Source organism: Pantoea sp. T14, from assembly GCF_036663535.1.
Lineage (GTDB): Bacteria > Pseudomonadota > Gammaproteobacteria > Enterobacterales > Enterobacteriaceae > Pantoea > Pantoea phytostimulans.
Window position 1 is genome coordinate 43,668 of sequence record NZ_JAWUEB010000019.1, and the last position, 22,643, is coordinate 66,310.

Annotated in this window: 22 protein-coding genes; 6 read left to right on the forward strand and 16 right to left on the reverse strand. The window is 52.1% G+C overall.

Annotation, left to right across the window (positions count from 1 at the left end; translation table 11 throughout):
- Nucleotides 1-127: 127 nt before the first annotated feature.
- The 6 genes from SC127_RS08055 to SC127_RS08080 form a co-directional block, all read right to left on the reverse strand.
- Nucleotides 128-1,267 carry a glycerate kinase gene (locus SC127_RS08055; protein ID WP_243079061.1) on the reverse strand — a complete coding sequence of 380 codons (1,140 nt, stop codon included), beginning with the start codon at nucleotides 1,265-1,267 and terminating at the stop codon, nucleotides 128-130.
- 75 nt (nucleotides 1,268-1,342) lie between these two features.
- Nucleotides 1,343-2,227: a 2-hydroxy-3-oxopropionate reductase gene (gene garR, locus SC127_RS08060; protein ID WP_215845744.1), complete on the reverse strand. Its 885-nt coding sequence runs from the start codon at nucleotides 2,225-2,227 to the stop codon at nucleotides 1,343-1,345.
- A 19-nt stretch (nucleotides 2,228-2,246) separates the two neighbouring features.
- Nucleotides 2,247-3,017 carry a 2-dehydro-3-deoxyglucarate aldolase gene (gene garL / locus SC127_RS08065; RefSeq protein ID WP_215845743.1) on the reverse strand — a complete coding sequence of 257 codons (771 nt, stop codon included), beginning with the start codon at nucleotides 3,015-3,017 and terminating at the stop codon, nucleotides 2,247-2,249.
- 45 nt (nucleotides 3,018-3,062) lie between these two features.
- On the reverse strand, nucleotides 3,063-4,394 hold the full coding sequence (gene gudD, locus SC127_RS08070) for a glucarate dehydratase (protein ID WP_243079060.1): 1,332 nt from the start codon (nucleotides 4,392-4,394) through the stop codon (nucleotides 3,063-3,065).
- A gap of 10 nt (nucleotides 4,395-4,404) precedes the next feature.
- Complete coding sequence (locus tag SC127_RS08075; protein ID WP_332625946.1) at nucleotides 4,405-5,751, reverse strand: enolase C-terminal domain-like protein; 1,347 nt, start codon at nucleotides 5,749-5,751, stop codon at nucleotides 4,405-4,407.
- Nucleotides 5,752-5,760: 9 nt separating this feature from the next.
- A complete protein-coding gene (locus SC127_RS08080; protein ID WP_215845741.1) occupies nucleotides 5,761-7,107 on the reverse strand; it encodes an MFS transporter in 1,347 nt (448 codons plus the stop codon).
- A gap of 634 nt (nucleotides 7,108-7,741) precedes the next feature.
- On the opposite strand from SC127_RS08080, the gene garD reads away from it, so the two are divergent.
- A complete protein-coding gene (gene garD, locus SC127_RS08085; RefSeq protein ID WP_243079058.1) occupies nucleotides 7,742-9,301 on the forward strand; it encodes a galactarate dehydratase in 1,560 nt (519 codons plus the stop codon).
- Between the two features lie 40 nt (nucleotides 9,302-9,341).
- Here the strand turns inward: garD and SC127_RS08090 are convergent, their stop codons facing one another.
- The 4 genes from SC127_RS08090 to syd all read right to left on the reverse strand — a co-directional run bounded on the left by SC127_RS08090 (nucleotide 9,342) and on the right by syd (nucleotide 12,045).
- Complete coding sequence (locus SC127_RS08090; protein WP_215845739.1) at nucleotides 9,342-9,788, reverse strand: flavodoxin; 447 nt, start codon at nucleotides 9,786-9,788, stop codon at nucleotides 9,342-9,344.
- A gap of 11 nt (nucleotides 9,789-9,799) precedes the next feature.
- Nucleotides 9,800-10,579, reverse strand: coding sequence for a tRNA pseudouridine(65) synthase TruC (truC, locus tag SC127_RS08095; protein WP_332625947.1), 780 nt, complete (start codon nucleotides 10,577-10,579; stop codon nucleotides 9,800-9,802).
- A complete protein-coding gene (locus tag SC127_RS08100) occupies nucleotides 10,579-10,908 on the reverse strand; it encodes a YqcC family protein (protein ID WP_243079056.1) in 330 nt (109 codons plus the stop codon). The genes truC and SC127_RS08100 overlap by 1 nt, the downstream gene beginning before the upstream one ends.
- A gap of 591 nt (nucleotides 10,909-11,499) precedes the next feature.
- A complete protein-coding gene (gene syd, locus SC127_RS08105) occupies nucleotides 11,500-12,045 on the reverse strand; it encodes a SecY-interacting protein (RefSeq protein ID WP_243079055.1) in 546 nt (181 codons plus the stop codon).
- Nucleotides 12,046-12,110: 65 nt separating this feature from the next.
- Here syd and queF point away from each other — a divergent pair, with 65 nt between their 5' ends.
- From queF to xni, 3 genes are all read left to right on the forward strand, one after another.
- Nucleotides 12,111-12,956: an NADPH-dependent 7-cyano-7-deazaguanine reductase QueF gene (gene queF, locus SC127_RS08110; RefSeq protein ID WP_243079054.1), complete on the forward strand. Its 846-nt coding sequence runs from the start codon at nucleotides 12,111-12,113 to the stop codon at nucleotides 12,954-12,956.
- A 294-nt stretch (nucleotides 12,957-13,250) separates the two neighbouring features.
- Nucleotides 13,251-14,615 (forward strand): nucleotide 5'-monophosphate nucleosidase PpnN, encoded by a 1,365-nt coding sequence (gene ppnN / locus SC127_RS08115; protein WP_215845734.1) that lies wholly within the window; start codon nucleotides 13,251-13,253, stop codon nucleotides 14,613-14,615.
- 34 nt (nucleotides 14,616-14,649) lie between these two features.
- Nucleotides 14,650-15,405, forward strand: a complete 756-nt coding sequence (xni, locus tag SC127_RS08120; protein WP_215845733.1) for a flap endonuclease Xni — start codon at nucleotides 14,650-14,652, stop codon at nucleotides 15,403-15,405.
- A 26-nt stretch (nucleotides 15,406-15,431) separates the two neighbouring features.
- Here the strand turns inward: xni and rlmM are convergent, their stop codons facing one another.
- From rlmM to SC127_RS08140, 4 genes are all read right to left on the reverse strand, one after another.
- On the reverse strand, nucleotides 15,432-16,532 hold the full coding sequence (gene rlmM, locus SC127_RS08125; protein ID WP_243079053.1) for a 23S rRNA (cytidine(2498)-2'-O)-methyltransferase RlmM: 1,101 nt from the start codon (nucleotides 16,530-16,532) through the stop codon (nucleotides 15,432-15,434).
- Nucleotides 16,525-16,920, reverse strand: a complete 396-nt coding sequence (locus SC127_RS08130; protein ID WP_215845732.1) for a DUF423 domain-containing protein — start codon at nucleotides 16,918-16,920, stop codon at nucleotides 16,525-16,527. Before SC127_RS08130 ends, rlmM begins: the two co-directional genes overlap by 8 nt.
- A 94-nt stretch (nucleotides 16,921-17,014) precedes the next feature.
- On the reverse strand, nucleotides 17,015-17,932 hold the full coding sequence (locus SC127_RS08135; protein WP_215845731.1) for a transcriptional regulator GcvA: 918 nt from the start codon (nucleotides 17,930-17,932) through the stop codon (nucleotides 17,015-17,017).
- Nucleotides 17,933-18,266: 334 nt separating this feature from the next.
- On the reverse strand, nucleotides 18,267-18,491 hold the full coding sequence (locus SC127_RS08140) for a YgdI/YgdR family lipoprotein (protein ID WP_215845730.1): 225 nt from the start codon (nucleotides 18,489-18,491) through the stop codon (nucleotides 18,267-18,269).
- Between the two features lie 222 nt (nucleotides 18,492-18,713).
- Between SC127_RS08140 and csdA the strand changes: the two genes are divergently transcribed.
- Together csdA and csdE are read left to right on the forward strand one after the other, a co-directional pair.
- Nucleotides 18,714-19,922: a cysteine desulfurase CsdA gene (gene csdA, locus SC127_RS08145; RefSeq protein ID WP_332625948.1), complete on the forward strand. Its 1,209-nt coding sequence runs from the start codon at nucleotides 18,714-18,716 to the stop codon at nucleotides 19,920-19,922.
- Between the two features lies 1 nt (nucleotide 19,923).
- The gene (gene csdE, locus SC127_RS08150; protein ID WP_332625950.1) at nucleotides 19,924-20,373 is read left to right on the forward strand and encodes a cysteine desulfurase sulfur acceptor subunit CsdE; all 450 of its coding nucleotides are present in this window, start codon (nucleotides 19,924-19,926) and stop codon (nucleotides 20,371-20,373) included.
- On the opposite strand, the gene tcdA is transcribed toward csdE, so the two are convergent.
- On the reverse strand, nucleotides 20,370-21,170 hold the full coding sequence (tcdA, locus tag SC127_RS08155; RefSeq protein ID WP_215845727.1) for a tRNA cyclic N6-threonylcarbamoyladenosine(37) synthase TcdA: 801 nt from the start codon (nucleotides 21,168-21,170) through the stop codon (nucleotides 20,370-20,372). The genes csdE and tcdA overlap by 4 nt on opposite strands.
- Nucleotides 21,171-21,218: 48 nt before the next feature.
- Nucleotides 21,219-22,367, reverse strand: a complete 1,149-nt coding sequence (mltA, locus tag SC127_RS08160) for a murein transglycosylase A (protein ID WP_215848226.1) — start codon at nucleotides 22,365-22,367, stop codon at nucleotides 21,219-21,221.
- Between the last annotated feature and the right edge of the window lie 276 nt (nucleotides 22,368-22,643).

The window sequence follows — 22,643 nt, forward strand, 5'->3', positions numbered from 1 at the left end:
CATGCAGGCATAAAATTGACAGGTTCAGCACAGGTACAAGTAAGTGCAGAGGTGACTTAGGGCAGCGTCCTCCTCCCCACGGGTAGGGGAGGATTAAAATTGGGGAGAGCGCACACCAGCAAAATACTTATTTAAACCCACCAATCTTCAACGTCGCCGCAACATTACGCGCTGTCAGGTGAACATTTTTTTCAGCATTCGCCAGCGCATCGTCCAGTGAACAGATGCTGTAAAGCACGCTAAACACCGCGTCTAGTCCGTGTTCATGCACCACACCCACGTCAGCCGTTAAACTGCCTGCAATGCCTATCACTGGCTTGCCAAAGCGTTTGGCTACACTCGCTACGCCAATGGGTACTTTACCGTTGATGCTTTGACTATCAATACGCCCTTCGCCGGTAATGACTAAATCAGCGTCTTTAACCTGCTCCGCCAGCCCCAACGCCTCTGTGACAATCTCAATGCCGCGTCGCAAATCAGCCTGACAAAATGCATGCAGTGCCGCACCCATACCGCCCGCCGCGCCGCCGCCGGGAATGTGCAGTACATCAATATCTAAATCCCGCAGAATGATCTGCGCGTAATGCGCCAGTGATTGATCGAGCTGTTTAACAAGTTCCGGCGTTGCCCCTTTCTGCGGACCAAAAATCGCGGATGCACCCGCATCACCGGTTAAGGGATTGGTGACATCGCAAGCCACTTCAAATCGGCACTGCTTGATTCGCGCATCTAATGCTTCAATATCAATGCTGGCTAATTCTGGCAGCGCTCCGCCGCCATAACCGATCTCTTTGCCTTGCTGATCCAGCAAGCGTGCACCCAGCGCCTGCATCATGCCGGAGCCACCGTCATTGGTAGCACTGCCGCCAATACCGATAATAATGTGCTCCACGCCCTTATCGAGCGCGTTTTTAATCAATTCGCCAGTACCAAATGAGGTCGTGGTCAGCGGATCGCGCTGCGCCGCAGGCACCAGCTCCAATCCGCTTGCCGCCGCCATCTCGATATACGCGGTACGCTCGTCACCAGAAAGGCCATAGAAAGCCTCAACCTGTTTGCCAAGCGGACCTGTAACCTTCAACCTGACGATTTTCCCTTCCGTCGCCGCCACCATCGCTTCAACCGTGCCTTCACCACCGTCGGCGACCGGTATTTTGACGTAATGCGCATCAGGAAAGATCTCACGGAAACCCGCTTCAATCGCTGATGCCACATCCAGGGCGGATAAACTCTCTTTATATGAATCCGGTGCGATAACGATTTTCATAGGCAATCCGAGCGCTGTTGATGGTCTGAAATGATTTCATAGCCAGCCCGGTATCCGCAGATACCGGAACCCCCTTTAGCGGGAAATCTCAACCTTCGCTAACTTCTCATAATAGCAGGCGAGCGCGCTGTGGTCGGAGGAGCCCTGTCCATCGTTGCGCAGCGCCTGCATCATTTCCATCACGGCGGCCGTCAGCGGCAAATGCGCGCCAATGCCGTGCGACGTATCGAGTGCATTGGCGAGATCTTTGATATGCAGATCGATACGGAAGCCCGGTTTGAAATTACGATCCATCACCATCGGTGCTTTAGCATCCAGCACCGTGCTGCCCGCCAACCCACCGCGAATGGCCTGATAAACCAGATCCGGGTTTACCCCCGCTTTGGTTGCCAGAGACAACGCTTCAGACATCGCCGCAATATTCAGGGCAACAATCACCTGATTCGCCAGCTTGGTTACATTACCCGCGCCAATATCGCCGGTATGCACCACCGAGCCCGCCATCGCTTTCATGATGTCGTAGCACTGATCAAACACCGCCTTGTCGCCCCCAACCATCACAGACAACGTGCCTTCAATGGCTTTGGGTTCCCCGCCGCTGACTGGCGCATCCAGCATTTTGATCTGTTTTTCTGCCAGCGCATCGTGAATCTCTCGGCTCGCCAGCGGTGCAATTGAACTCATGTCGATCACAATCAAGCCAGGTTTGGCGCCGTGAATAATGCCGTTTTCGCCAAGGCAGGCTTCTTTTACCTGCGGCGAGTTCGGCACCATGGTAATCACCACATCCACTTGTTCGGCGACCTCTTTTGGTGATTTCGCCACTGTCGCGCCTAACTCAACCAGTTCAGCTTCATTTTCTGGATGGTGATCGCGCACCACCAGCGAATAGCCCGCTTTCGCCAGGTTTTTACTCATTGGCTTGCCCATGATACCCAGGCCGATAAATCCAATTTTCATTATGTTGCCTCTTGGTTGATTACTTCTTAAATTTGTCGCACAGCGCCTGCGTTGCGTTGCGGAAAACACCTAAATCACTGCCGACCGCCACAAAGCTGGCGCCCCACTCCAGATAGCGCCGGGCATCGGCTTCAACCGGTGCCAGAATGCCGCTGGGTTTGCCCGCTGCTTTAGCGCGCTCGAAAACGTGCTTAATCACTTTCAGCACATCTGGATGCGCTGGCTGGCCGAGATAGCCCAGCGCCGCAGAAAGATCGCCAGGCCCAACAAAAATACCGTCCACGCCGTCAACCGCCGCGATAGCATCAATATTGTCTACTGCTTGCTGCGTTTCGATTTGTACCAGCACCGTGATGTTGTCATTGATGGTGCTGTTGTACTCCGGCAAGGTTCCGTACATGTTGCTGCGGTGCGATACCGATACGCCGCGAATACCCGCGGGTGGATAACGCGTAGAGGCAACAGCGCGGATCGCTTCTTCTTCGGTCTCAACAAACGGCACAAGGAAGTTATAAAAACCGATATCCAGCAGACGTTTGATGATCACCGGTTCATTACAGGGCGGACGCACGACGGGCGCGCTGTGGCTGCCTTTCAGCGCCATCAGTTGCGGCACAAAAGTGGTGATGTCGTTGGGCGCATGTTCCCCATCCAGCACCAGCCAGTCGAATCCGGCCAGTCCTAACACTTCGGTGCTTAATGGATTTGCCAGTGCACACCAACTGCCAATCAGGGTTTCACCTGCCAGCAAACGACGACGAAAGCTGTTCGGCCAGGCTGCATTACTCATGGTTTTACTCCTGTTGCATCGGCTCCCCTGCGGAAGCCAAAAAGGTTAGCGCACAAGGCACGGACGTTTATTGTCAAAGGTCCAGCCTGGCACCAGGAACTGCATTGCTTGCGCATCGTCGCGCGCGCCGAGACCGTGTTTTTGATACAACGCATTAGCCTGCATCACCTGATCCATATCCAGCTCAACGCCCAATCCCGGTTTTTGCGGCACCTGTACCATGCCGCCTTTGATCTGGAACGGTTCTTTTGTCAGGCGCTGATTGCCTTCCTGCCAGATCCAGTGCGTATCAATGGCGGTAATTGCGCCGGGCGCTGCCGCAGCAACGTGGGTGAACATCGCCAATGAGATATCGAAGTGGTTGTTGGAGTGCGAACCCCACGTCAGGCCAAAATCGTGGCACATTTGCGCCACGCGCACGGAACCTTGCATGGTCCAGAAATGCGGATCGGCCAGCGGAATATCCACTGATTGCAGCGAAATGGTGTGCCCCATCTGTCGCCAATCGGTGGCAATCATGTTGGTTGCGGTTTGCATGCCGGTTGCGCGACGGAACTCCGCCATGACTTCGCGTCCTGAATAGCCTTGCTCTGCGCCGCACGGATCTTCTGCATAGGCCAGCACATCTTTCAGCTGCTTACCCAGCAAAATAGCTTCATTGAGTGACCACGCGCCGTTGGGATCGAGCGTTATGCGCGCTTCGGGGAAACGCTTCGCCAGCGCGGTCACGGCTTCAGCTTCTTCGCCACCGCGCAGTACGCCGCCTTTCAGTTTGAAATCATTGAAGCCATATTTTTCATATGCGGCTTCAGCTAAACGCACCACGGTATCGGGCGTCAGCGCTTCTTCATGACGCAGGCGATACCAGTCGCACTTGTCGTTTTCCTGGCTTTGATAGGACAACGACGTTTTATTGCGATCGCCAATGTAGAACAGATAACCCAGCATTTCGACGCGATCGCGCTGCTGACCATCCCCTAACAAAGAGGCGACATTGACACCCAAATGCTGGCCCAGCAGATCCAGCAGTGAAGCTTCAATGCCGGTTACCACATGAATAGTGGTGCGCAAATCAAAGGTTTGGTTGCCGCGACCGCCTGAATCACGGTCAGCAAAGGTACTGCGCACCAAATTAAGAATATTTTTGTATTCACCCACCGTTTTGCCGATCACCAAAGAAGCGGCATCTTCCAGCGTTTGACGGATCTTTTCACCACCGGGAATTTCTCCCACCCCGGTATGGCCGGCGTTGTCTTTAATGATAACGATATTGCGGGTGAAAAAAGGGGAATGCGCCCCGCTCAGGTTAAGCAACATGCTGTCGTGACCGGCAACCGGGATGACCTGCATGGATGTGACTTTAGGGGTAGAACTCATCTGCTGCTCCTTAAGCTGTCGCACGGCCAAATGCCGGGCGTTTGCGGTCGAATGTCCAACCAGGAATCAGATACTGCATCGCCGTGGCATCGTTGCGCGCCCCGGCGGGCAGTGATTTATACAGTTCGTTGGCTTTGCGCAGTTGATCCCAGTCCAGCTCAATGCCCAGCCCAGGCGCATCCGGCACGGCGATTTTACCGTTGCGGATTTGCAGAGGATTTTTGGTCAGGCGCTGATCGCCCTCCTGCCAAATCCAGTGGGTATCAATTGCGGTAGGTTTACCCGGCACCGCCGCGCCAACGTGGGTAAACATGGCCAGTGAAATATCGAAATGGTTATTAGAGTGACAGCCCCACGTCAGGCCCCACTCGTCACAGAGTTGCGCCACGCGAACGGCCCCACTCAGCGTCCAGAAATGCGGATCGGCCAGCGGAATGTCTACCGCATTGAGCATCACGGCGTGGTTCATCTCACGCCAGTTGGTGGCAATCATGTTAGTGGCGACCGGTAAACCGGTGGCACGACGGAATTCCGCCATCACTTCGCGACCTGAATAACCTTGCTCTGCACCGCACGGATCTTCAGCGTAAGTCAGCACATCCTGCATGCCTTTACACAACCCGATGGCTTCGTCCAACAGCCAGGCACCGTTGGGATCGACGGTAATACGCGCATCCGGGAAGCGCTTTTTCAGTGCGGTTGCGGTTTCAATCTCCTGCTCGCCTGGCAGCACGCCGCCTTTGAGTTTGAAATCTTTGAAACCATATTTATCCTGCGCGGCTTCGGCTAAACGCACCACCGCGGCGCTGTCGAGCGCCTCCTGATGACGCAGGTGATACCAATCATGGCTGGCATTTTCGCCCGTCAGATAAGGCAAATCGGTTTTGCGTCGGTCGCCGAGGTAAAACAGATAACCGAGCACGGTAACTTCATCGCGCTGCTTGCCCGGTCCAAGTAATTCCGCGACCGGCACGCCAAGGCATTGCCCCAGCAGATCGAGTAGTGCGGCTTCCAGTGCAGCCACTGCATTGACGCGCAACTCGAAAGTCCATGCGCCTTTGCCGAAGGTATCGAAATCTGCCGACTGATTACCTTTGTGCACCTGCTGTACCAGCCGATTCATACGGGCAATCTGCTGGCCTTTGACCTGCGGAATGGCTTCTACCAGCGTCTGATAAATGGTTTCACCGCCCGGCGCTTCCCCTACGCCGGTATGTCCGGCGTTGTCGGTCAGCACCACGATGTTGCGGGTAAAGCAGGCGTTATGCGCACCACCAATGTTCAACAGCATGCTGTCGTAACCCGCGACCGGAATCACCTGCATATCAGTGATAATCGGCGAACTTTGCGTAGTCATGTTCCGTCCTTATGGCCTGGTTTTCAGTTCAACGCGTTTGATATCGCCCGCAATCACCAGGAAGCTAAATGCGGCGACAAAGGCATGGATACCGACATAAATCAACGCGCCTTCGAAGGAACCGCTGGTGGCAATGATGTAACCGATGGCGATAGGCGTCACGATGCCGGAGAAGTTACCGAACATATTGAATAAACCACCGCTCAGGCCGCTGATCTCTTTTGGTGCGGTATCTGCCATCACCGCCCAGCCCAGCGCACCGATGCCTTTACCGAAGAATGCCAGCGCCATGAAGAACACCACGACCCATTCGGTGTCGGTGTAGTTACACATCACCATCGAAATAGACAGCAGCATGCCGAGCACAATGGGCGTTTTACGCGCAATATTCAGTGAACCGGTTTTACGCATCAGCCAGTCCGAAATCACGCCACCTAACACCCCACCAAGGAAGCCGCAAATTGCCGGGATTGAGGCGATAAAACCGGCTTTCAAAATCGACATACCACGCGCCTGAACCAGATACACCGGGAACCAGGTAATAAAGAAGTAAGTTAAGGCGTTAACGCAATATTGGCCGAGATAAATCCCCAACATCATGCGCGAAGTCAGCAGTTGTTTGATTTGAAACCACTTCTCGTCCCAGCTCACTTTGTGCTCGGACTTTTTGGCATCCATATTGATCAATGCACCACCCTGCTCCATATACTCCAGCTCGGCTTTATTCACGCCCGGATGATCGGTGGGATCGTGGATCACTTTCAGCCAGATAAAGCTGAGGATGATGCCCAATCCACCCATGAACCAGAACACGTGTGCCCAACCAACCTCAGAGACCAGCCAACCCATGATAGGTGCGAAGATCACTGTGGCGAAATATTGCGCTGAGTTGAAGATAGCCACTGCCGTACCGCGCTCCTGTGCAGGGAACCAGGCGGCGACAATGCGGCTGTTGCCAGGGAAGGATGGCGCTTCAGCCAAGCCGACCAGGAATCGCAACATAAACAGCGAAACGATGATGCCAAAGCCGCTGAACACATCGACGAAACCCTGTAGCAAGGTAAACAACGACCAGGTAAAGATGCTCCAGAAGTAGACGCGTTTTGAGCCGAAGCGGTCGAGCAGCCAACCGCCAGGAATCTGGCCAATGACATAAGCCCATGAGAACGCAGAGAAGATGTAGCCCAGTCCGACCGAATCCAGACCGATATCTTTGGACATCGCCGAACCGGCAATCGAAATGGTGGCGCGGTCCCCGTAGTTGAATGAGGTGACAATAAATAACATCACCACAATCCAGTAACGCGCATGGGTACGTTTTTGTACCGACTCCGCGGTCTGGCTATAACTATTCATGATGCACTCCTGAATTGCATACCCTTAATAATTCGAGTCGCAGGAAGACGGCAAGCTCGTGAAACCCTGGAAACTTACTTGTTAAGTGCCCGGGGTGAGCAAGCGCAGGCAACACACCAGCGGCTCGAAGTGTGACGGATATAGCGTTCACGACTTTCGCTCTGACTGCATACACATCGCGTTGGGTATCAGAGAGAAGTTGGGTTAAACACGGCGATTTTTTTATTGGCAAATCGAAAGTACGTCGTGACAAATAACCTAACGTTGGATAACGGAAATCAGTATATGAACAGGATTTAGCGCTGACACTGGATAAACGCCTGAGAATAACGCGGCGTTAATATCAATTATCTGGCGTTTGCACATATGGCTGCGGCACGGCTCACGGAACCCGGAAATAACCTCCCGATTTGGTGCAAAACAGCGTTCAAAGAATGGGCTTTGTGAGATTCTTCACTTGCTTTTGGTTGTTCACACTAAATCAGCGTTTGAAAACGCCTCAAAGCCAGACAGTTGCACAATGCGTGGCCAGCAGCGTCTCCTTATACTGAAGTCGGCAAATACTGAGCGTGTGACAAGTAACATCATTACACCGCGCCGCAAAAGTACGGCGCGAATGACTGGAAGGTGAGCGATGACCCTGAATCCGACTGAACAACCGCTCTACATCAAAGTACATGAAGCGGACAACGTCGCCATTGTGGTGAACAATCAAGGTTTACCGGCAGGCACGACTTTTGCCGATGGCCTGACACTGACCGAGCATGTGCCGCAAGGTCACAAGGTGGCGCTGAGCGCGATTGCTAAAGATGGCGAGATACTGCGCTACGGCGAGGTGATTGGCTATGCGCTGCGAGACATTGCACAAGGGAGCTGGATTGATGAATCGCTGGTGGCGTTACCCGAAGCGCCACCGCTGGCCAGCTTGCCGCTAGCCAATAATATTCCCCCCGATCTTCCTGCACTCGAAGGTTATACCTTTGAAGGCTACCGCAACGCAGATGGCAGCGTCGGTACGCGCAATCTTTTGGGCATTACCACTAGCGTGCATTGTGTCGCGGGCGTGGTGGACTTTGTCGTGCAGCTGATAGAGCGCGATCTGTTGCCTAAATATCCCAATGTTGATGGCGTGGTGGCGTTGAATCACCTTTATGGTTGTGGCGTGGCGATCAACGCACCCGCTGCGGTGGTGCCGATCCGCACCATCCATAATCTGGCGTTAAACGCTAACTTCGGTGGCGAAGTAATGATTGTGAGTTTGGGCTGTGAGAAGTTGCAGCCGGAGCGCCTGCTGACCGGCACGCCTGATGTGCAGGCTATTTCATTAGATGACAATGACATTGTGCGTCTGCAAGATGAAAAGCTGGTGGGATTTGGTGCGATGGTCGATGAGATTTTGCAGGTCGCGGAACGCCATTTAAAACGTCTGAATCAGCGTCAGCGCGAAACGTGTCCCGCTTCTGAACTTGTTGTGGGTATGCAATGTGGCGGTAGCGATGCCTTTTCCGGCGTGACGGCTAATCCCGCCGTTGGATTTGCTTCTGATTTGCTGGTGCGCTGCGGTGCAACGGTGATGTTTTCTGAAGTGACTGAAGTGCGTGATGCCATTCATCTACTGACGCCACGCGTAATAAATGAAGAAGTTGGTAAGCGTCTGTTAGAAGAGATGGCCTGGTATGACAATTACCTCGATCAGGGACAAACCGATCGCAGCGCCAATCCTTCGCCAGGTAATAAAAAAGGCGGTCTGGCGAACGTGGTGGAGAAAGCGCTGGGGTCAATTGCTAAATCGGGTCGCAGCCCTATTGTTGAAGTGTTGTCAGCGGGTCAACGCCCGACGCGTCGGGGATTAATCTATGCGGCAACACCCGCCAGCGATTTCGTTTGCGGCACGCAACAATTGGCATCTGGCATTACGCTGCAAGTTTTTACCACCGGACGTGGAACGCCTTACGGTTTGGCGGCGATTCCGGTGATCAAAATGGCGACGCGTAATGCGCTGGCTGAGCGCTGGCACGATCTGATGGATATTAATGCTGGCACTATTGCGACCGGCGAAGAGTCCATTGAACAGGTTGGCTGGCGGTTATTCACGTTGATTCTGGAGATTGCCAGCGGCAGGAAACAGACATGGTCAGATCGTTGGGGAATTCGTAATCAGCTGGCGGTATTCAATCCTGCTCCGATAACCTGATGATAAAAGCGCGCTTTCCAGGGTGAAAGCGCGCATCTCATTACAGCAGTTTGCCCCAGCTTTCGACCCACGGTGATGTCACCGTTTCAGGCTCAGGATTCTCTGTGGCATCTACCAATAAAATCTCACCCACGCGTTGTGCACTTTGCTCTTGCAACAGTGCATCGAAGGTTTTACCTGCTCCACAGAAATGATCGTAGCTGCTGTCACCCAACGCAATCACGCCATAACGCAGCGTTGGCTGATAACCTAACTTCTCTTTCACCCCGTTGACCAGCTCGGCAATGCTGTCTGGAAAATCGCCCTGGCCTGTGGTGGAAGTAATCACCAACACCACATCATTGCTGTAATCATTCCACTCCGCCAGCGTTGGGTCCTCAAACACGTTTACGTTGTGGCCTTGCTCTTGCAAAATCGGTTCTGCTTCTTCTGCGACCAGCAGCGAATTACCGTAAACCGTGCCTACAAAAATGCCTATCTTTGCCATGAGCGCTCTCCTTATTCTGAACTGATATCCTGGCGTGGCTGCGGCTCAAACTCAACCCTCGGAACCTCAGGGATGAGATTCTGCCAGCCAAAGTGATTCATCAGGTTTTGCCACACTGAATCCAGTCCGGCGCGGATCATCAGCGGTTCACCCGTGATGGGATGTGTCAGCGATAAACTGCTGGCGTGCAGCATTAATCGGTTTGCACCAAAATGCGCAGCCGCACCGCGATTCTGCTTTAAATCTCCGTGCGCGCTGTCGCCGATGATCGGATGGCGCAGGTGCGACATATGGCGTCTTAGCTGATGTTTGCGCCCGGTTTTCGGCGATAACTCGACCAGACTGTAACGTGCGGTGGGGTAACGCCCTACCGGCAGCGGCATTTCTGCTGTTGCTAACGCCCTGTAATCGGTGACGGCTGGCTGCGCGATACGCTCTTCACTGGCAAACTTATCGGCGATTTTGTCCCGCTCTTCCATCAGCGGATAATCCAGCGTGTCGCTGCTTTCCAGCCAGCCTCGCAGTACCGCGTGATAGGTTTTTTGTATCTGATGATGTTCAAATTGCAGCGAAAGCAACCGCCCTACCTCGCTGGACAACCCCATCAGAAGCACACCGGAAGTAGGTCGATCAAGACGGTGAACAGTAAAGACGTGCTGGCCGATTTGATCGCGTACCGTCTGCATCACAAAGACTTTTTCATTGCGATCGAGCCAACTGCGGTGTACCAGCCAGCCTGCGGGTTTGTTAACCGCCACCAGCCACTCATCTTGATAAAGAATTTCTAACATCAGACGGCATCGTCCATAAACAACGCGTCGAGCTGACGCAGCGTAAGTAATAACAGCGGGCGGCCCGCCTGCGCAGGCGCTAACGCCATCTCAAAATAAGGGGCGATAGCGAAGTTCTTCGGCAGTGGTTGCTGTGCGGCGATTAAAGCGTGCATGTGGGGAATAAGCACCCATTGCAGCCATTCCAGTGGTTCCAGGGTGTCGAGACAAAAAGGTTCACGACTCTCGAAAGCGCTGGCCTGGGGCGACGTCGTTTGCCAGAGATCGTGCTCAAGCATTATCGCCTCAACCTGCTCCAGCCGTTGCGTAATCAATTGTTCCGGCGTCATGCGCCACCTCCAGCGAGCAGTAAAAAAAGGGGCGGCAAGCATATCACTTGTTAACGTAGGCACAAAAAAAGGGAGCACTGTATAAACAGTGCTCCCGGTTCGTTTGCAGCTTTCCTGCTACGTTTATGCTCCCTGCTCTTCCATGACAACTGGTCCACGTGCATTCCTGCCGCCCATCTTCTTGATGAATCCTTAGCATCCTGGCCCGCCACCTATTCTAAGAGGCTCTCATTCTCCATCCTGGAGGTGTCCCTGTCTCAATCCTGAGTGTCCTGCTTCATCCGGTGAAGCCTTCCTTGTGCCGTAAACTCCGTTACGTTCCCGCCTCATGGCTTAACATCATCCTGACGATATCTTTTGTCCTTAGCGTCCTGCTAGTGCGAAACATTCTGACAGAATGCTTCGCGTAAACAAGCTACTAAAAAACGTAACGCCATTAACTTATTGCTACTATTTCGGACTAATGCCATTAAGTCGATGATTCACAATCTTTTTACATTGGAGACATCTAGAAGTCTTATGCATTTTAAGATGATCTCTCACAGCGCCTGTAAGAGATATCTCACAAACAAAGCGGGCAATCTCTGCATCTCATAGACTAAACGGTTGTAAATGCTTAAGAAATATCTCAATATTTTCTGAAAGAATGCGATGATTTTTACGGCCAGGCTGTTCAAGAATAATTTCGCCGCTCAGATTACTCAGCGAGATGATTTCCTCTTCCGATTCTGTCGTGGCAATAAACAGCGTGGGCGGTAATTTCAGCCGGCGTTTCATAACCAAATGCCCGATCAAATTTTCCTGCAAACGCAGGAAGTCTTCTTCACTCCAGACCTGTAACAGGGTCAACTGTTGCTGTTCGAAACGCGCTTGCATATCTCCGGCAAACTGACTGGTGTAAAAGGCCGTGATGGCGGGCTGCAACTCAATATCCAACGCTCTTTCCACTGCATCAAGCGAAGGTGGCAGGCTGAATGGCTGAGGTTGCCACAGTACGCGATCGTTGCGTTCTTCAATAACGCACGGCGACGGAACACCAGTAAGCTCAGCACTGGCAGGAGCATGGCCATAAAGTTGTTGCCAAACCTGGCAATATCGGGTGGTAAAGTCGTGTAGCGCTTCAGCAGTTTGCTGCATCGTTCATATTCTCACTTCTGATGGGTTACACTTACCCACTTTGTTTAATTTTGATGGAAACCGTTATGTCTTCTCACGAACAGGATCAGGCGTTAAGCAACCTGACGCTGGGCAAACCCACAGCCTATCACGATCGCTATGACAACAGCTTGTTGCAGGCGGTTCCGCGTAGCCTGAACCGTGAACCGCTAGGCCTTTTTCCCGATAGCCTGCCGTTTTCTGGCTCAGACATCTGGACGCTGTATGAGCTGTCGTGGCTCAACAACAAAGGCCTACCGCAGGTTGCTGTCGGTGAAGTGGTGCTCAGTGCAAGCAGTCGCAATCTTATCGAGTCGAAAAGCTTCAAGCTTTATCTTAACAGCTTTAATCAGACCAAATTCGCCGACTGGGGCGAAGTCCGTCAAACGCTAGAGCGCGATCTGCGTGCCTGCGCAGAAGGTGATGTAACGGTCGCGCTGTTTCGACTCAGCGAAGTTGAGGGTCAGCCCATCGGTCATTTCGAGGGTTACTGCATTGATGAACAAGATATCGAAATCGACGATTATCGTTTCAATGCTGATTATTTGGCCGATGCAACCGGCAGCGAAGTGGTTGAAGAGACGCTGGTAAGCCATTTACTGAAATCCAACTGTTTGATCACCAACCAGCCTGATTGGGGTTCGGTGATGATTCACTATAAAGGCCCGCGCCTCGAACGTGAAAAGCTGTTGCGCTATCTGATCTCTTTCCGCCAGCACAACGAATTTCATGAACAATGCGTTGAACGCATTTTTAATGACATTCTGCGCTTCTGTCATCCAGAACAACTGACGGTCTATGCACGCTATACGCGACGCGGTGGATTAGATATCAATCCGTGGCGCAGCAACGTGCCTTTCTCTCCAGGTTATTCACGCCTGGTTCGTCAATAGTTTGCGAGATCACTCGCAGGCTGTGCTTAGCGCATACGGATCCGCTTGAGCTGTTCCTGCTGACAAGGCTACTCTGAACACGGCGGCGAACGTTGGGTTCGTCGTCCAGAGAGTTTTAATCAAAATAATTCGGGTTGCAGGGCGACAGCAAACGGGCACATCGCAGACGCTGAATCAAATCGGCAAATGGGAAAACAAGTGATGCTAGCGCCGCTGTGGCTTGAAGCGTGAAGGGTATTTCGTCACTGCATTTGCAGTGCCACCAATCACCCAGGCGGGTGTAAAGGAGTTTACATGATCACTCATATCAGCCCACTTGGCTCCATGGACCTGCTCTCTCAGTTAGAAGTCGACATGCTGAAACGCACGGCCAGCAGCGATCTTTACCAGCTGTTCCGTAACTGTTCTCTCGCCGTGCTCAACTCCGGTAGCCAGACTGACAGTAGCCATGAACTGCTTTCCCGCTTTGAAAACTTTGACATCAATGTGTTGCGCCGTGAGCGCGGCGTAAAACTTGAGCTGATCAACCCGCCGGAAGAGGCGTTTGTGGATGGGCGTATCATTCGGTCATTACAGGCCAACCTGTTTGCCGTATTGCGCGATATTTTGTTTGTGAGTGGCCAGCTTTCGGGTTCGGGACGCTTTCAAAATCTCGATGCGGATGACTCAGCCAATATCACCAACACGGTCTTTTCAATTCTGCGTAATGCGCGTGCGCTGCATATCGGTGAATATCCCAACACTGTGGTGTGCTGGGGCGGCCACTCGATTAACGCGGTCGAATATCAGTATTGCCGTAATGTCGGTACGCAACTCGGCTTGCGCGAACTGAATATTTGCACCGGCTGCGGTCCTGGCGTCATGGAAGCGCCGATGAAAGGCGCGGCGGTGGGCCACGCGCAGCAACGCTATCGCGACAGCCGTTTTATTGGGTTAACTGAACCCTCTATTATTGCCGCCGAACCGCCGAATCCGCTGGTGAACGAATTAATCATCATGCCGGACATTGAAAAACGCCTTGAAGCGTTTGTGCGAATGGCACATGGCATCATTATCTTTCCAGGTGGTGTGGGCACAGCGGAAGAACTGCTTTATCTGTTGGGTATCATGATGAATCCACAGAACAGCGATCAGGTGTTACCGCTGATTCTGACGGGACCGAAAGAGAGTGCTGACTACTTCCGTGTACTGGATGATTTCATTGTCAGCACCTTGGGCGAGCAGGCACGTAAGTATTATCAAATCATCATTGAAGACGCCCACGAAGTTGCGCGCCTGATGAAAAAAGCGATGCCAGAAGTGAAAGAATATCGCCGCGAAACCGGCGATGCCTATAGCTTCAACTGGTCCATTCGCATTGCGCAAGATTTACAGGTTCCGTTTATGCCGACGCATGAAAACATGGCCAATCTGAATCTTTACACTCATCAGCCGCCGGAAAAACTGGCTGCAGATTTGCGTCGCGCCTTCTCAGGCATTGTGGCCGGTAACGTTAAAGAGATGGGCATTCGTGAAATCCGTGAAAAAGGTCCCTACAAGCTTCATGGTGATGCGGATATCATGCACCGCATGGACGAGCTGCTACAGGGATTTGTCGCTCAGCAACGCATGAAACTGCCGGGCACCGCTTACATTCCTTGCTACGAAATCATCAAATAAATCAGGAGGCAGCTTTCGGGCTGCCCATATTCTCATGCCTCTTCATCTTCTCATTATTGATGCACTAAACCTTATCCGCCGTTTACATGCAGTACAGGGTTCGCCTTGTGTTGATGGCTGCGTAGCTGCACTACGACAGCTGCTCGGTCATACGCAACCCACCCATGTTGTTGCGGTTTTTGACGGAGAAACCCGACATCAAGGCTGGCGTCACGATTTATTACCGGACTACAAAAGTGGACGTCCGCCGATGCCGGAAGACTTACAGGCAGAAATGCCTGCACTGCAGGAGGCCTTTCGCGCTGCGGGAGTGAGCTGCTGGATTGCTGATCAGGACGAAGCTGACGATCTCGCCGCCACGCTGGCAGTAAAAATGGCTGAAGCTGGCCATCAGGCCACCATCGTTTCTACAGACAAAGGATATTGTCAGCTGCTGGCCCCGGCAATCCGCATTCGTGACTACTTCCAAAAACGCTGGCTGGATGTGCCTTTTATTGCAGCAGAATTTGGCGTTGCGCCACAGCTTTTGCCTGATTATTGGGGGTTGTGTGGAATCAGCAGCAGCAAAATTCCGGGCATTGCCGGTATTGGGCCCAAAAGTGCCAAAGAATTGTTACAGCAGTTTGGAACGCTGGAAGGAATTTATCAGCAACTGGATCAAGTCCCCACAAAGTGGCGCAAAAAATTGCAGGCAGAACAGCAAATGGCGCAAATCAGCCGGCAAGTTGCCACGCTCAAGCAGGATTTAGTACTACAAGGGAATTTAAAAACGCTGCGTTATGAAGGCTGAGTGCCGCAGCACTCAGCCTCATTAAATTACCGCTCGTCGCGACGCCCACCAACCGCAGCCCAGATGCGACGAATATGCACCGTCACTTCTTCGCGATCGTGATAGAGGTGACGTGCACGAATCTGCGCATTAATACCGTTCTCTTGAAAACGCTCTTCGATCATCGCCAGAATTTGCGTAACCTCTTCGTAACGCTTTTTCATTGGCAACTTCAGATTGAAGATCGCTTCGCGGCACCAGCCGTTTACCAGCCATTCTGTCATCAGGTTTGCCACGCGCACCGGTTTTTCGACCATATCGCAAACCAGCCAAGTGATATTGGTACGCGGCGGACGGAACTTAAAGCCGTCTGCTCGCTCATGCATTACCTGTCCGGTATCCATCAGGCTTGGTGCCATTGGACCGTTATCAACCGCATAAACCATCATGCTGCGTTGTACCAGTTGATAGGTCCAGCCCCCCGGACAAGCACCGAGATCAACGGCGTACATGCCGCCTGTTAAACGTTCATCCCATTCATCAGCAGGGATAAAGACATGAAAAGCCTCTTCCAGCTTCAGCGTTGAACGGCTCGGCGCATCAGAAGGGAACTTAAGCCGCGGAATGCCCATATAAAGCGGAGAATTGTTGTTCGGATAGGAATAGCCTACATAACAGGTGCCCGGAGCGATGAAAAAAACATGCACCACAGGACGCTTAGGACTTTCATAACCTAACAAAATTCCGTTTTCGCGCAGACTGGCCCGCAGCGGCACGGTAAATTTGCGACAGAACTTAGTCAGCTCTTTAGCTTCGTTGGTGTCTGGCACTTCTACACGCAGTTCACCCCCTTTCTCAACCACACCCGTCAGCATGCCGACTACCGGAGAAATACGATCTTCTTGCGGCAGGTTACGCAATAGCTCACCGACAACTAACATCTGACGCGCGAAGATAAGCTCCTCAAAAGGGAGTTCCTTTATCAGGCGATCGGCATCTTCATACTGGTAGCACTCGAACAGCACATAACCTGAATCTTCTTTAACGCGAGGAAATCCATAGATTTCGCGTTCCGCTGCTTTAGCGGCAATTTCAGCCGCACACTCTTTTTCAAAACCGGAACGGCAATACAGCAATACTTTATTCATGGCGATCTGCCTTTCGTTTAAGACGCAGCGCGCCAATCAACATCAAAAACCAACCGGCCAGGAAACAAAGCCCGCCAACTGGGGTGACAAAAACCCAAAACTTCAAATGCGACAGCGCCAGACAATAAAGGCTTCCGCTAAACAACACGATGCCAAGTGCCATCAATGCGCTGCTCCAGTAAAACCAGATATTGGCGCGACGCAACATCGCAGCGCCAAGGCCAATCACCGCTAAGGTGTGATAAGCCTGATATTCAAGACCGGTATGAATCCACGCCATCTCGGCTGGCCCGAGTGAACCGCTTAAAACATGGGCGCCGAAAGCACCAAAAGCCACCAGCAAAAACCCACTGATAGCAGCAAAAATCAACATGGCACGACTGGACATTAAACAATCCTCAAGGTGCATCTGCATTCATTCTGAATCAATCGCTTGTGCAGAAATCAATTAGGTAGAAATCAAACTTTGCAGAATCAAAACGTTACTGGTCATAGCGGAAGCGGAATTTTTCTTGTTCGGTTGCTGCTTTGGCCAGAATCCACTGTCGAAAGGCGGCTATTTTACCCAGTTCTGCCTGACTGTCATGACAAACCAGATAAAAAGCGTTTTTACTGACTAATACATCGTTAAAAGGACAAACCAATCGGCCTGCTTCAATTTCACTTTGCGCCATCACATTGTTGGCTAATGCCACACCCTGACCATGAATCGCGGCCTGTAAAACCATTGCGCTATGACTAAAAATCGGCCCTTGCTGGACGTTAATGTGCTGCACACCTAACTGACGAATGTAGGATTGCCAGTCACGACGCGAAGCATCATGTAGCAAGGTAAAGCGCGACAAATCCATTGGCGTTTTAAGTGGATTATCGCCCGTCATTAATGCAGGTGAGCAAACAGGCAGCAGATATTCAGCGTACAATTTTTCGACTCGAAGGCCCGGCCAGTTGCCGCGCCCATAGAAAATAGCCACATCAACATCATCAGCTAACTTCTCTTCATCACGGTCTACGGCCTGAATACGCACATCGATTCCCGGATAAGCCATATTAAAGCTGGAAAGACGCGGAACCAGCCATTGAATGGCAAAACTGGGTAGCAAACTGACCGTTAAAGCGCCCTTGGCGCTGCGTGCCTGTAATTTGCGTGTCGCTTCGTTAATCGCAGAGAAAATCTCTTTGATGTCTAAATAGTAGCTTTGCCCTTCTTCTGTCAGTAAAAGCGAACGATTTCTCCGGCGAAATAGCTTTAAGCCAAGGAAATCTTCCAGAGATTTTATCTGATGGCTTACAGCTGCCTGGGTGACGAAAAGCTCTTCAGCGGCTTTGGTAAAGCTTAAATGGCGTGCAGCGGCGTCAAAAACCCGCAGCGCATTAAGAGGAGGAAGACGTTTTGACATGGTTTTCCGTATCCGGATCGGCAACAAATACCAAAGCTTATACAAAGCCTTTACGTATTAGAAATTTTAATCCGAGACATTATAATTTGTCCGTTGAGGAAGCTCCAGCAAATACCTATAGTTGCCGCACTTCCTGAGCCGGAACGAAAAGTTTTAGGATTTGTGAGTGAGTTCGCAGATTTTCCGAAAGCTTTTGGCTTGTGGTCGTGATGTTGTGTTTGCATTTTTGATCTGACCTTTGCAGATCAAGCTTTTAATTCCTGTAGATTTACCCTGTCTGTCCATAGAAATTTTTTAAACAGCACCGCAAATTGCGGTGCTTTTTTTTGCCTGCTTACTGGCCCATCTCAACCATTTCTTTCACATCAGTACGGTTGATCTGCTGTTCGTTGCCATTGGCATCTTTATAGCTGATCATACCGGTTTCATCATCTACCTTGGGTTTACCATCAGCGACGATGGTGCGACCATCATTCGTGTGCATAACGTAGTTGCTTGAACAAGCAGTCAGGGTAAAAGCCATGGTACAAACGGCCAGCACTGCGGTGAGTTTATTCATCTTCTATCTCCTTGCAGATTGATTGCATTAAACCACCCGCGTTACGCTGACCAGAAGCAGCAGATAAGTGAGATCAACTAAATTAGGTCGCATCGTTATGCGGGTTTGGTTCAAACCTTGCAATATTCAGCATAACGCGCTTTTTCAGCTTTGCCAGGCGGAACCCTTTCTTTCGGTCTGGTCCTATTTATTATCATCATGAGTCATTATCAAGAGACGCGCATGACCGCATTTAATCCCAGTGCTTTTCGCCAACAGTTTCCTGCGCTAGACGACGCTGGCGTCTATCTCGATAGCGCAGCAACTACGCTGAAGCCGCAAGTCGTCATTGATACCACACAGCAGTTCTACAGCCTGAGCGCAGGCACCGTTCATCGCAGTCAGTTTGCAGCCGCACGCCAGCTTACCGAACGTTACGAGCAGGCCCGCAATCAGGTTGCTCATTGGTTGCACGCGGCCGATCCTCGGCAGATTATCTGGACACGCGGCACCACCGAAGCCATCAATTTAGTGGCCAACAGTTGGTTGCTGCCACGTTTACAGGCGGGTGACGAAATCGTGGTCAGTGAAGCCGAACACCACGCGAATCTGGTCCCGTGGTTAATGGTGGCGCAAGCGCGTGGCGCAAAAGTGGTGAAATGGCCGATTGGGGCTGATCGCCTGCCCGATATTTCGCTACTGCCTGCTTTGCTTAACAACCGCACGCGCTTGCTGGCAATTGGACAAATGTCGAACGTTACGGGCGGCTGTCCCGATTTGGCGCAGGCGATTCAGCTAGCACATGCGTTCGGCGCGAAAGTGATGGTTGATGGCGCGCAAGGCGTGGTGCATTGCCCGCCGAACATGCAGGCGCTGGATATCGACTTCTATGCATTTTCAGGACACAAGCTTTACGGCCCGATGGGCATTGGTGTGCTGTACGGTAAAGCTGAACTGCTGGAAGCGATGAGTCCCTGGCAAGGTGGCGGCAAAATGCTGACACAGGTTGACTTCAGTGGCTTTACGCCTCAACCGGTGCCGTGGCGTTTTGAAGCAGGAACGCCGAACGTGGCAGGCGTGGTGGGGTTAAGTGCAGCATTAACCTGGCTCAGTCAGCACGACCAAAGCAAAGCGGAGATGTGGAGCCAGCAGCTTGCCAGTCTCGCAGAAGAACAACTCGCCGAATTGCCCGGCTTTCGCAGTTTCCGCTGTGGTAACGCCAGTCTGCTGGCTTTTGACTTCGAAGGCATTCATCACAGCGACATCGTTACGCTGCTAGCGGAGCACGGCATTGCGCTGCGAGCCGGCCAACATTGTGCTCAACCGTTGCTGGCAGCGCTGGGTGTCAGCGGCACGCTGCGTGTTTCGTTTGCGCCCTATAATAATCTGCAAGATGTTGATGCGCTGTTACGCGCCATGCGTAGCGCCATCGCGTTGTTATCGGAGCCTTGATATGAGTTCATCAATGTTAGCGCCACACCCGTTTGGCGATCTGATCACCATTGAAAGTTTGAAAGATAAATTTGCGCATTTTCATCAGTGGGAAGATCGCTATCGTCAGCTGATTCAGCTCAGCCGCCAACTTCCCGCGTTAGAGGAAGCGTTGAAAACACCGGAGATTGAATTAAGCGGCTGTGAAAATCGCGTCTGGCTAAGCAGTCAGATGCGCCATGACGGCACTTTGCACTTTTACGGTGATAGCGAAGGCCGCATTGTGCGCGGCCTGCTGGCGGTTTTGCTGACCGCCGTTGAAGGTAAAACGCCACAAATGCTGGTAGATGAAGATCCTTTGCAGCTGTTTGAGGATTTAGGCTTACGCGCTCAGCTTAGCGCTTCACGCAGTAGCGGGTTACAGGCGCTAGCCGATGCAGTTAAGCATCAGGCACACGAAGCGTTGCGTTAAGCCTGACGTGCCGCACGCGCCATGAATTTCTTCAGCGCATGTGAAACAGCCACAAAACCAAAGCTCGCGGTCACCATCGTGGCCGCACCAAATCCTGAGGCGCAATCCATGCGTTTAGGGCCTTCCGCCGTACTGCGAGAGGCGCATACGCTGCCGTCCGGCTGCGGATAAACCAGCGCTTCGGTAGAAAAAACGCAATCAATGCCTAACTTGCCTTTGCTGCTCTTAACGACGCCAAGCTGTTTTAAACGCTCACGTAATTTTGCAGCCAGCGGATCCTGAATCGTTTTCGCCAGATCGGCGACTTGGATCTGGGTAGGATCGATCTGCCCACCCGCACCACCGGTAGTGATCAGCGGGATCTTGTTACGGCGGCACCATGCGATCAGCGCCGCTTTTGGACGCACGCTATCGATCGCATCAATCACATAGTCGTAACCTGCAGCCATCAGCTCAGCGGTATTTTCAGGCGTGATGAAGTCATCAATACAAATCACTTCGCAATCTGGATTGATAGCGCGCATGCGATCGGCCATGACTTCAGTTTTTGCTTTGCCCACATTGCCATTCAGCGCATGAATCTGCCGGTTGGTGTTGGTGATGCAGACATCATCCATATCAATCAGCGTAATTTTGCCGATGCCGGTTCGCACCAGCGCTTCCGCTGCCCATGAGCCAACGCCACCGATACCAATTACGCAGAAATGCGCATCAGCAAATTGTTGCAGCGCATCCTGACCATAAAGACGCGCAGTCCCTCCAAAGCGTTGGCGCCAGGCGTCGTTAACCCTACTCATAATTTAACCTGTAAAGTCGTGCGGGCCGATTGGCCCGCAGATAAGACATTAATTAGAACCCAATAACAGAGAACCATTATTACCATTTTGCGGGTTACTGAACACAGGCTGCCCAGTGCCTGGCGCGGCTTTCAATACCCATACGCGACCATAGTGATTATAGAAGCCAGCAAGGTGAGCAGCATCTGGGCCAATGCCTTGGTAAATATCAAAATGCTGGCCTTTGATTGCGCCACCCACATCCAGCGCCACCATCAAACGCATCTCATATTTGCCATTGAACTTACCCTTCTCGTTCAACTGCGGCACTTCTGCCAGCAATACTGTTCCGGCAGGAATAATTGAACGATCGGAGGCCACCGAGGCTTTCGCTATCAGCGGTACTGCGCTCGCACCGCGCACTGGCGTATATTCTTCTGCCTTGAAGAAGACAAACGAAGGGTTGGTTTCCAGCAGCGTGCGGACTTCCTGTGGAGAATGTTCCTGCGCCCATTGGCGGATCGCCTGCATCGACATATCTTCACGCTTCACTTCGCCGCGATCGATCAGTTCTTTACCAATGCTGTGATAGCCCCAGCCATTTTTGCCGGCATAGCCGAAGAAACGCATTGGTCGTCCATCACCAAAATCAACGTAGCCGCTGCCCTGCACATCCATCATGAAATTGTCGATTAGCGAATTGCTGTAAGCGATGATGTAACGATCGTCGATGCCACCACTATATATAGAGGCGCGGCTAGGTAATTTCTCGCCACGCTTGCGAGGAGGTAAGCGATAAATCGGGTACTGGAACTCACCCTGGCGGGTATAACGTGCTTCAACAACTGGCGTGTAGTAACCGGTGAATTGTACATTGCCGTAGTTATCGGTGCCTTCCATCTGGAATGCATTCAAACCGAACTGACGCAGCTGACGCGTATCGGCACCCGCCATTAGCCAGCTTTCAATGGCGCTGTAAGTGCCATTCTGGCGGCCAAACAGTCCAGAAGATGCATATTGAACCTGACGCACCTGCTCACCGAAATCTTTGCCGTTAACCGGGCGCCCTTTAGCGTTAGGCTGATTCACCAGCGCTAAAGGCTGTTCAAGCTTACCATCTTTATATTGCTGTCCACGATCGGTGGGTTTGGAACTACAGCCAGCCAGTAGCGCTAAAAATGCGCCAGTAAGTGCATACTTCGCCCAACATCCTTTCATCATCATCTCTTTTTATAAACTGTTCGCACGGCGACGATAGCAAAGCGCCCGTAAGAATGAAATCCATCCTCTCTGTCACTGCCTGCATCAGTTCACTATTTCAACAAATGGTCTATTCTTTCAGCAATCGACTGTAAATTTAAACTTTCCTTCCGAAAAGGGGTTGCAACAATCAGCACTCAGCGTATAGTGCGCTTCCACGGACGCGGGGTGGAGCAGCCTGGTAGCTCGTCGGGCTCATAACCCGAAGGTCGTCGGTTCAAATCCGGCCCCCGC

What these genes read in the sequence shown, in the direction of transcription:
- queF (WP_243079054.1), top strand. Translation starts at nt 12,111, where the DNA reads ATGTCTTCTCACGAACAGGATCAGGCGTTAAGCAACCTGACGCTGGGC.
- garD (WP_243079058.1), top strand. Translation starts at nt 7,742, where the DNA reads ATGACCCTGAATCCGACTGAACAACCGCTCTACATCAAAGTACATGAA.
- garL (WP_215845743.1), bottom strand. Translation starts at nt 3,017, where the DNA reads ATGAGTAATGCAGCCTGGCCGAACAGCTTTCGTCGTCGTTTGCTGGCA.
- SC127_RS08135 (WP_215845731.1), bottom strand. Translation starts at nt 17,932, where the DNA reads ATGTCAAAACGTCTTCCTCCTCTTAATGCGCTGCGGGTTTTTGACGCC.
- csdE (WP_332625950.1), top strand. Translation starts at nt 19,924, where the DNA reads ATGAGTTCATCAATGTTAGCGCCACACCCGTTTGGCGATCTGATCACC.
- SC127_RS08140 (WP_215845730.1), bottom strand. Translation starts at nt 18,491, where the DNA reads ATGAATAAACTCACCGCAGTGCTGGCCGTTTGTACCATGGCTTTTACC.
- SC127_RS08080 (WP_215845741.1), bottom strand. Translation starts at nt 7,107, where the DNA reads ATGAATAGTTATAGCCAGACCGCGGAGTCGGTACAAAAACGTACCCAT.
- SC127_RS08075 (WP_332625946.1), bottom strand. Translation starts at nt 5,751, where the DNA reads ATGACTACGCAAAGTTCGCCGATTATCACTGATATGCAGGTGATTCCG.
- tcdA (WP_215845727.1), bottom strand. Translation starts at nt 21,170, where the DNA reads ATGAGTAGGGTTAACGACGCCTGGCGCCAACGCTTTGGAGGGACTGCG.
- SC127_RS08100 (WP_243079056.1), bottom strand. Translation starts at nt 10,908, where the DNA reads ATGACGCCGGAACAATTGATTACGCAACGGCTGGAGCAGGTTGAGGCG.
- gudD (WP_243079060.1), bottom strand. Translation starts at nt 4,394, where the DNA reads ATGAGTTCTACCCCTAAAGTCACATCCATGCAGGTCATCCCGGTTGCC.
- syd (WP_243079055.1), bottom strand. Translation starts at nt 12,045, where the DNA reads ATGCAGCAAACTGCTGAAGCGCTACACGACTTTACCACCCGATATTGC.
- SC127_RS08130 (WP_215845732.1), bottom strand. Translation starts at nt 16,920, where the DNA reads ATGTCCAGTCGTGCCATGTTGATTTTTGCTGCTATCAGTGGGTTTTTG.
- garR (WP_215845744.1), bottom strand. Translation starts at nt 2,227, where the DNA reads ATGAAAATTGGATTTATCGGCCTGGGTATCATGGGCAAGCCAATGAGT.
- SC127_RS08090 (WP_215845739.1), bottom strand. Translation starts at nt 9,788, where the DNA reads ATGGCAAAGATAGGCATTTTTGTAGGCACGGTTTACGGTAATTCGCTG.
- xni (WP_215845733.1), top strand. Translation starts at nt 14,650, where the DNA reads ATGCCTCTTCATCTTCTCATTATTGATGCACTAAACCTTATCCGCCGT.
- SC127_RS08055 (WP_243079061.1), bottom strand. Translation starts at nt 1,267, where the DNA reads ATGAAAATCGTTATCGCACCGGATTCATATAAAGAGAGTTTATCCGCC.
- rlmM (WP_243079053.1), bottom strand. Translation starts at nt 16,532, where the DNA reads ATGAATAAAGTATTGCTGTATTGCCGTTCCGGTTTTGAAAAAGAGTGT.
- truC (WP_332625947.1), bottom strand. Translation starts at nt 10,579, where the DNA reads ATGTTAGAAATTCTTTATCAAGATGAGTGGCTGGTGGCGGTTAACAAA.
- ppnN (WP_215845734.1), top strand. Translation starts at nt 13,251, where the DNA reads ATGATCACTCATATCAGCCCACTTGGCTCCATGGACCTGCTCTCTCAG.
- mltA (WP_215848226.1), bottom strand. Translation starts at nt 22,367, where the DNA reads ATGAAAGGATGTTGGGCGAAGTATGCACTTACTGGCGCATTTTTAGCG.
- csdA (WP_332625948.1), top strand. Translation starts at nt 18,714, where the DNA reads ATGACCGCATTTAATCCCAGTGCTTTTCGCCAACAGTTTCCTGCGCTA.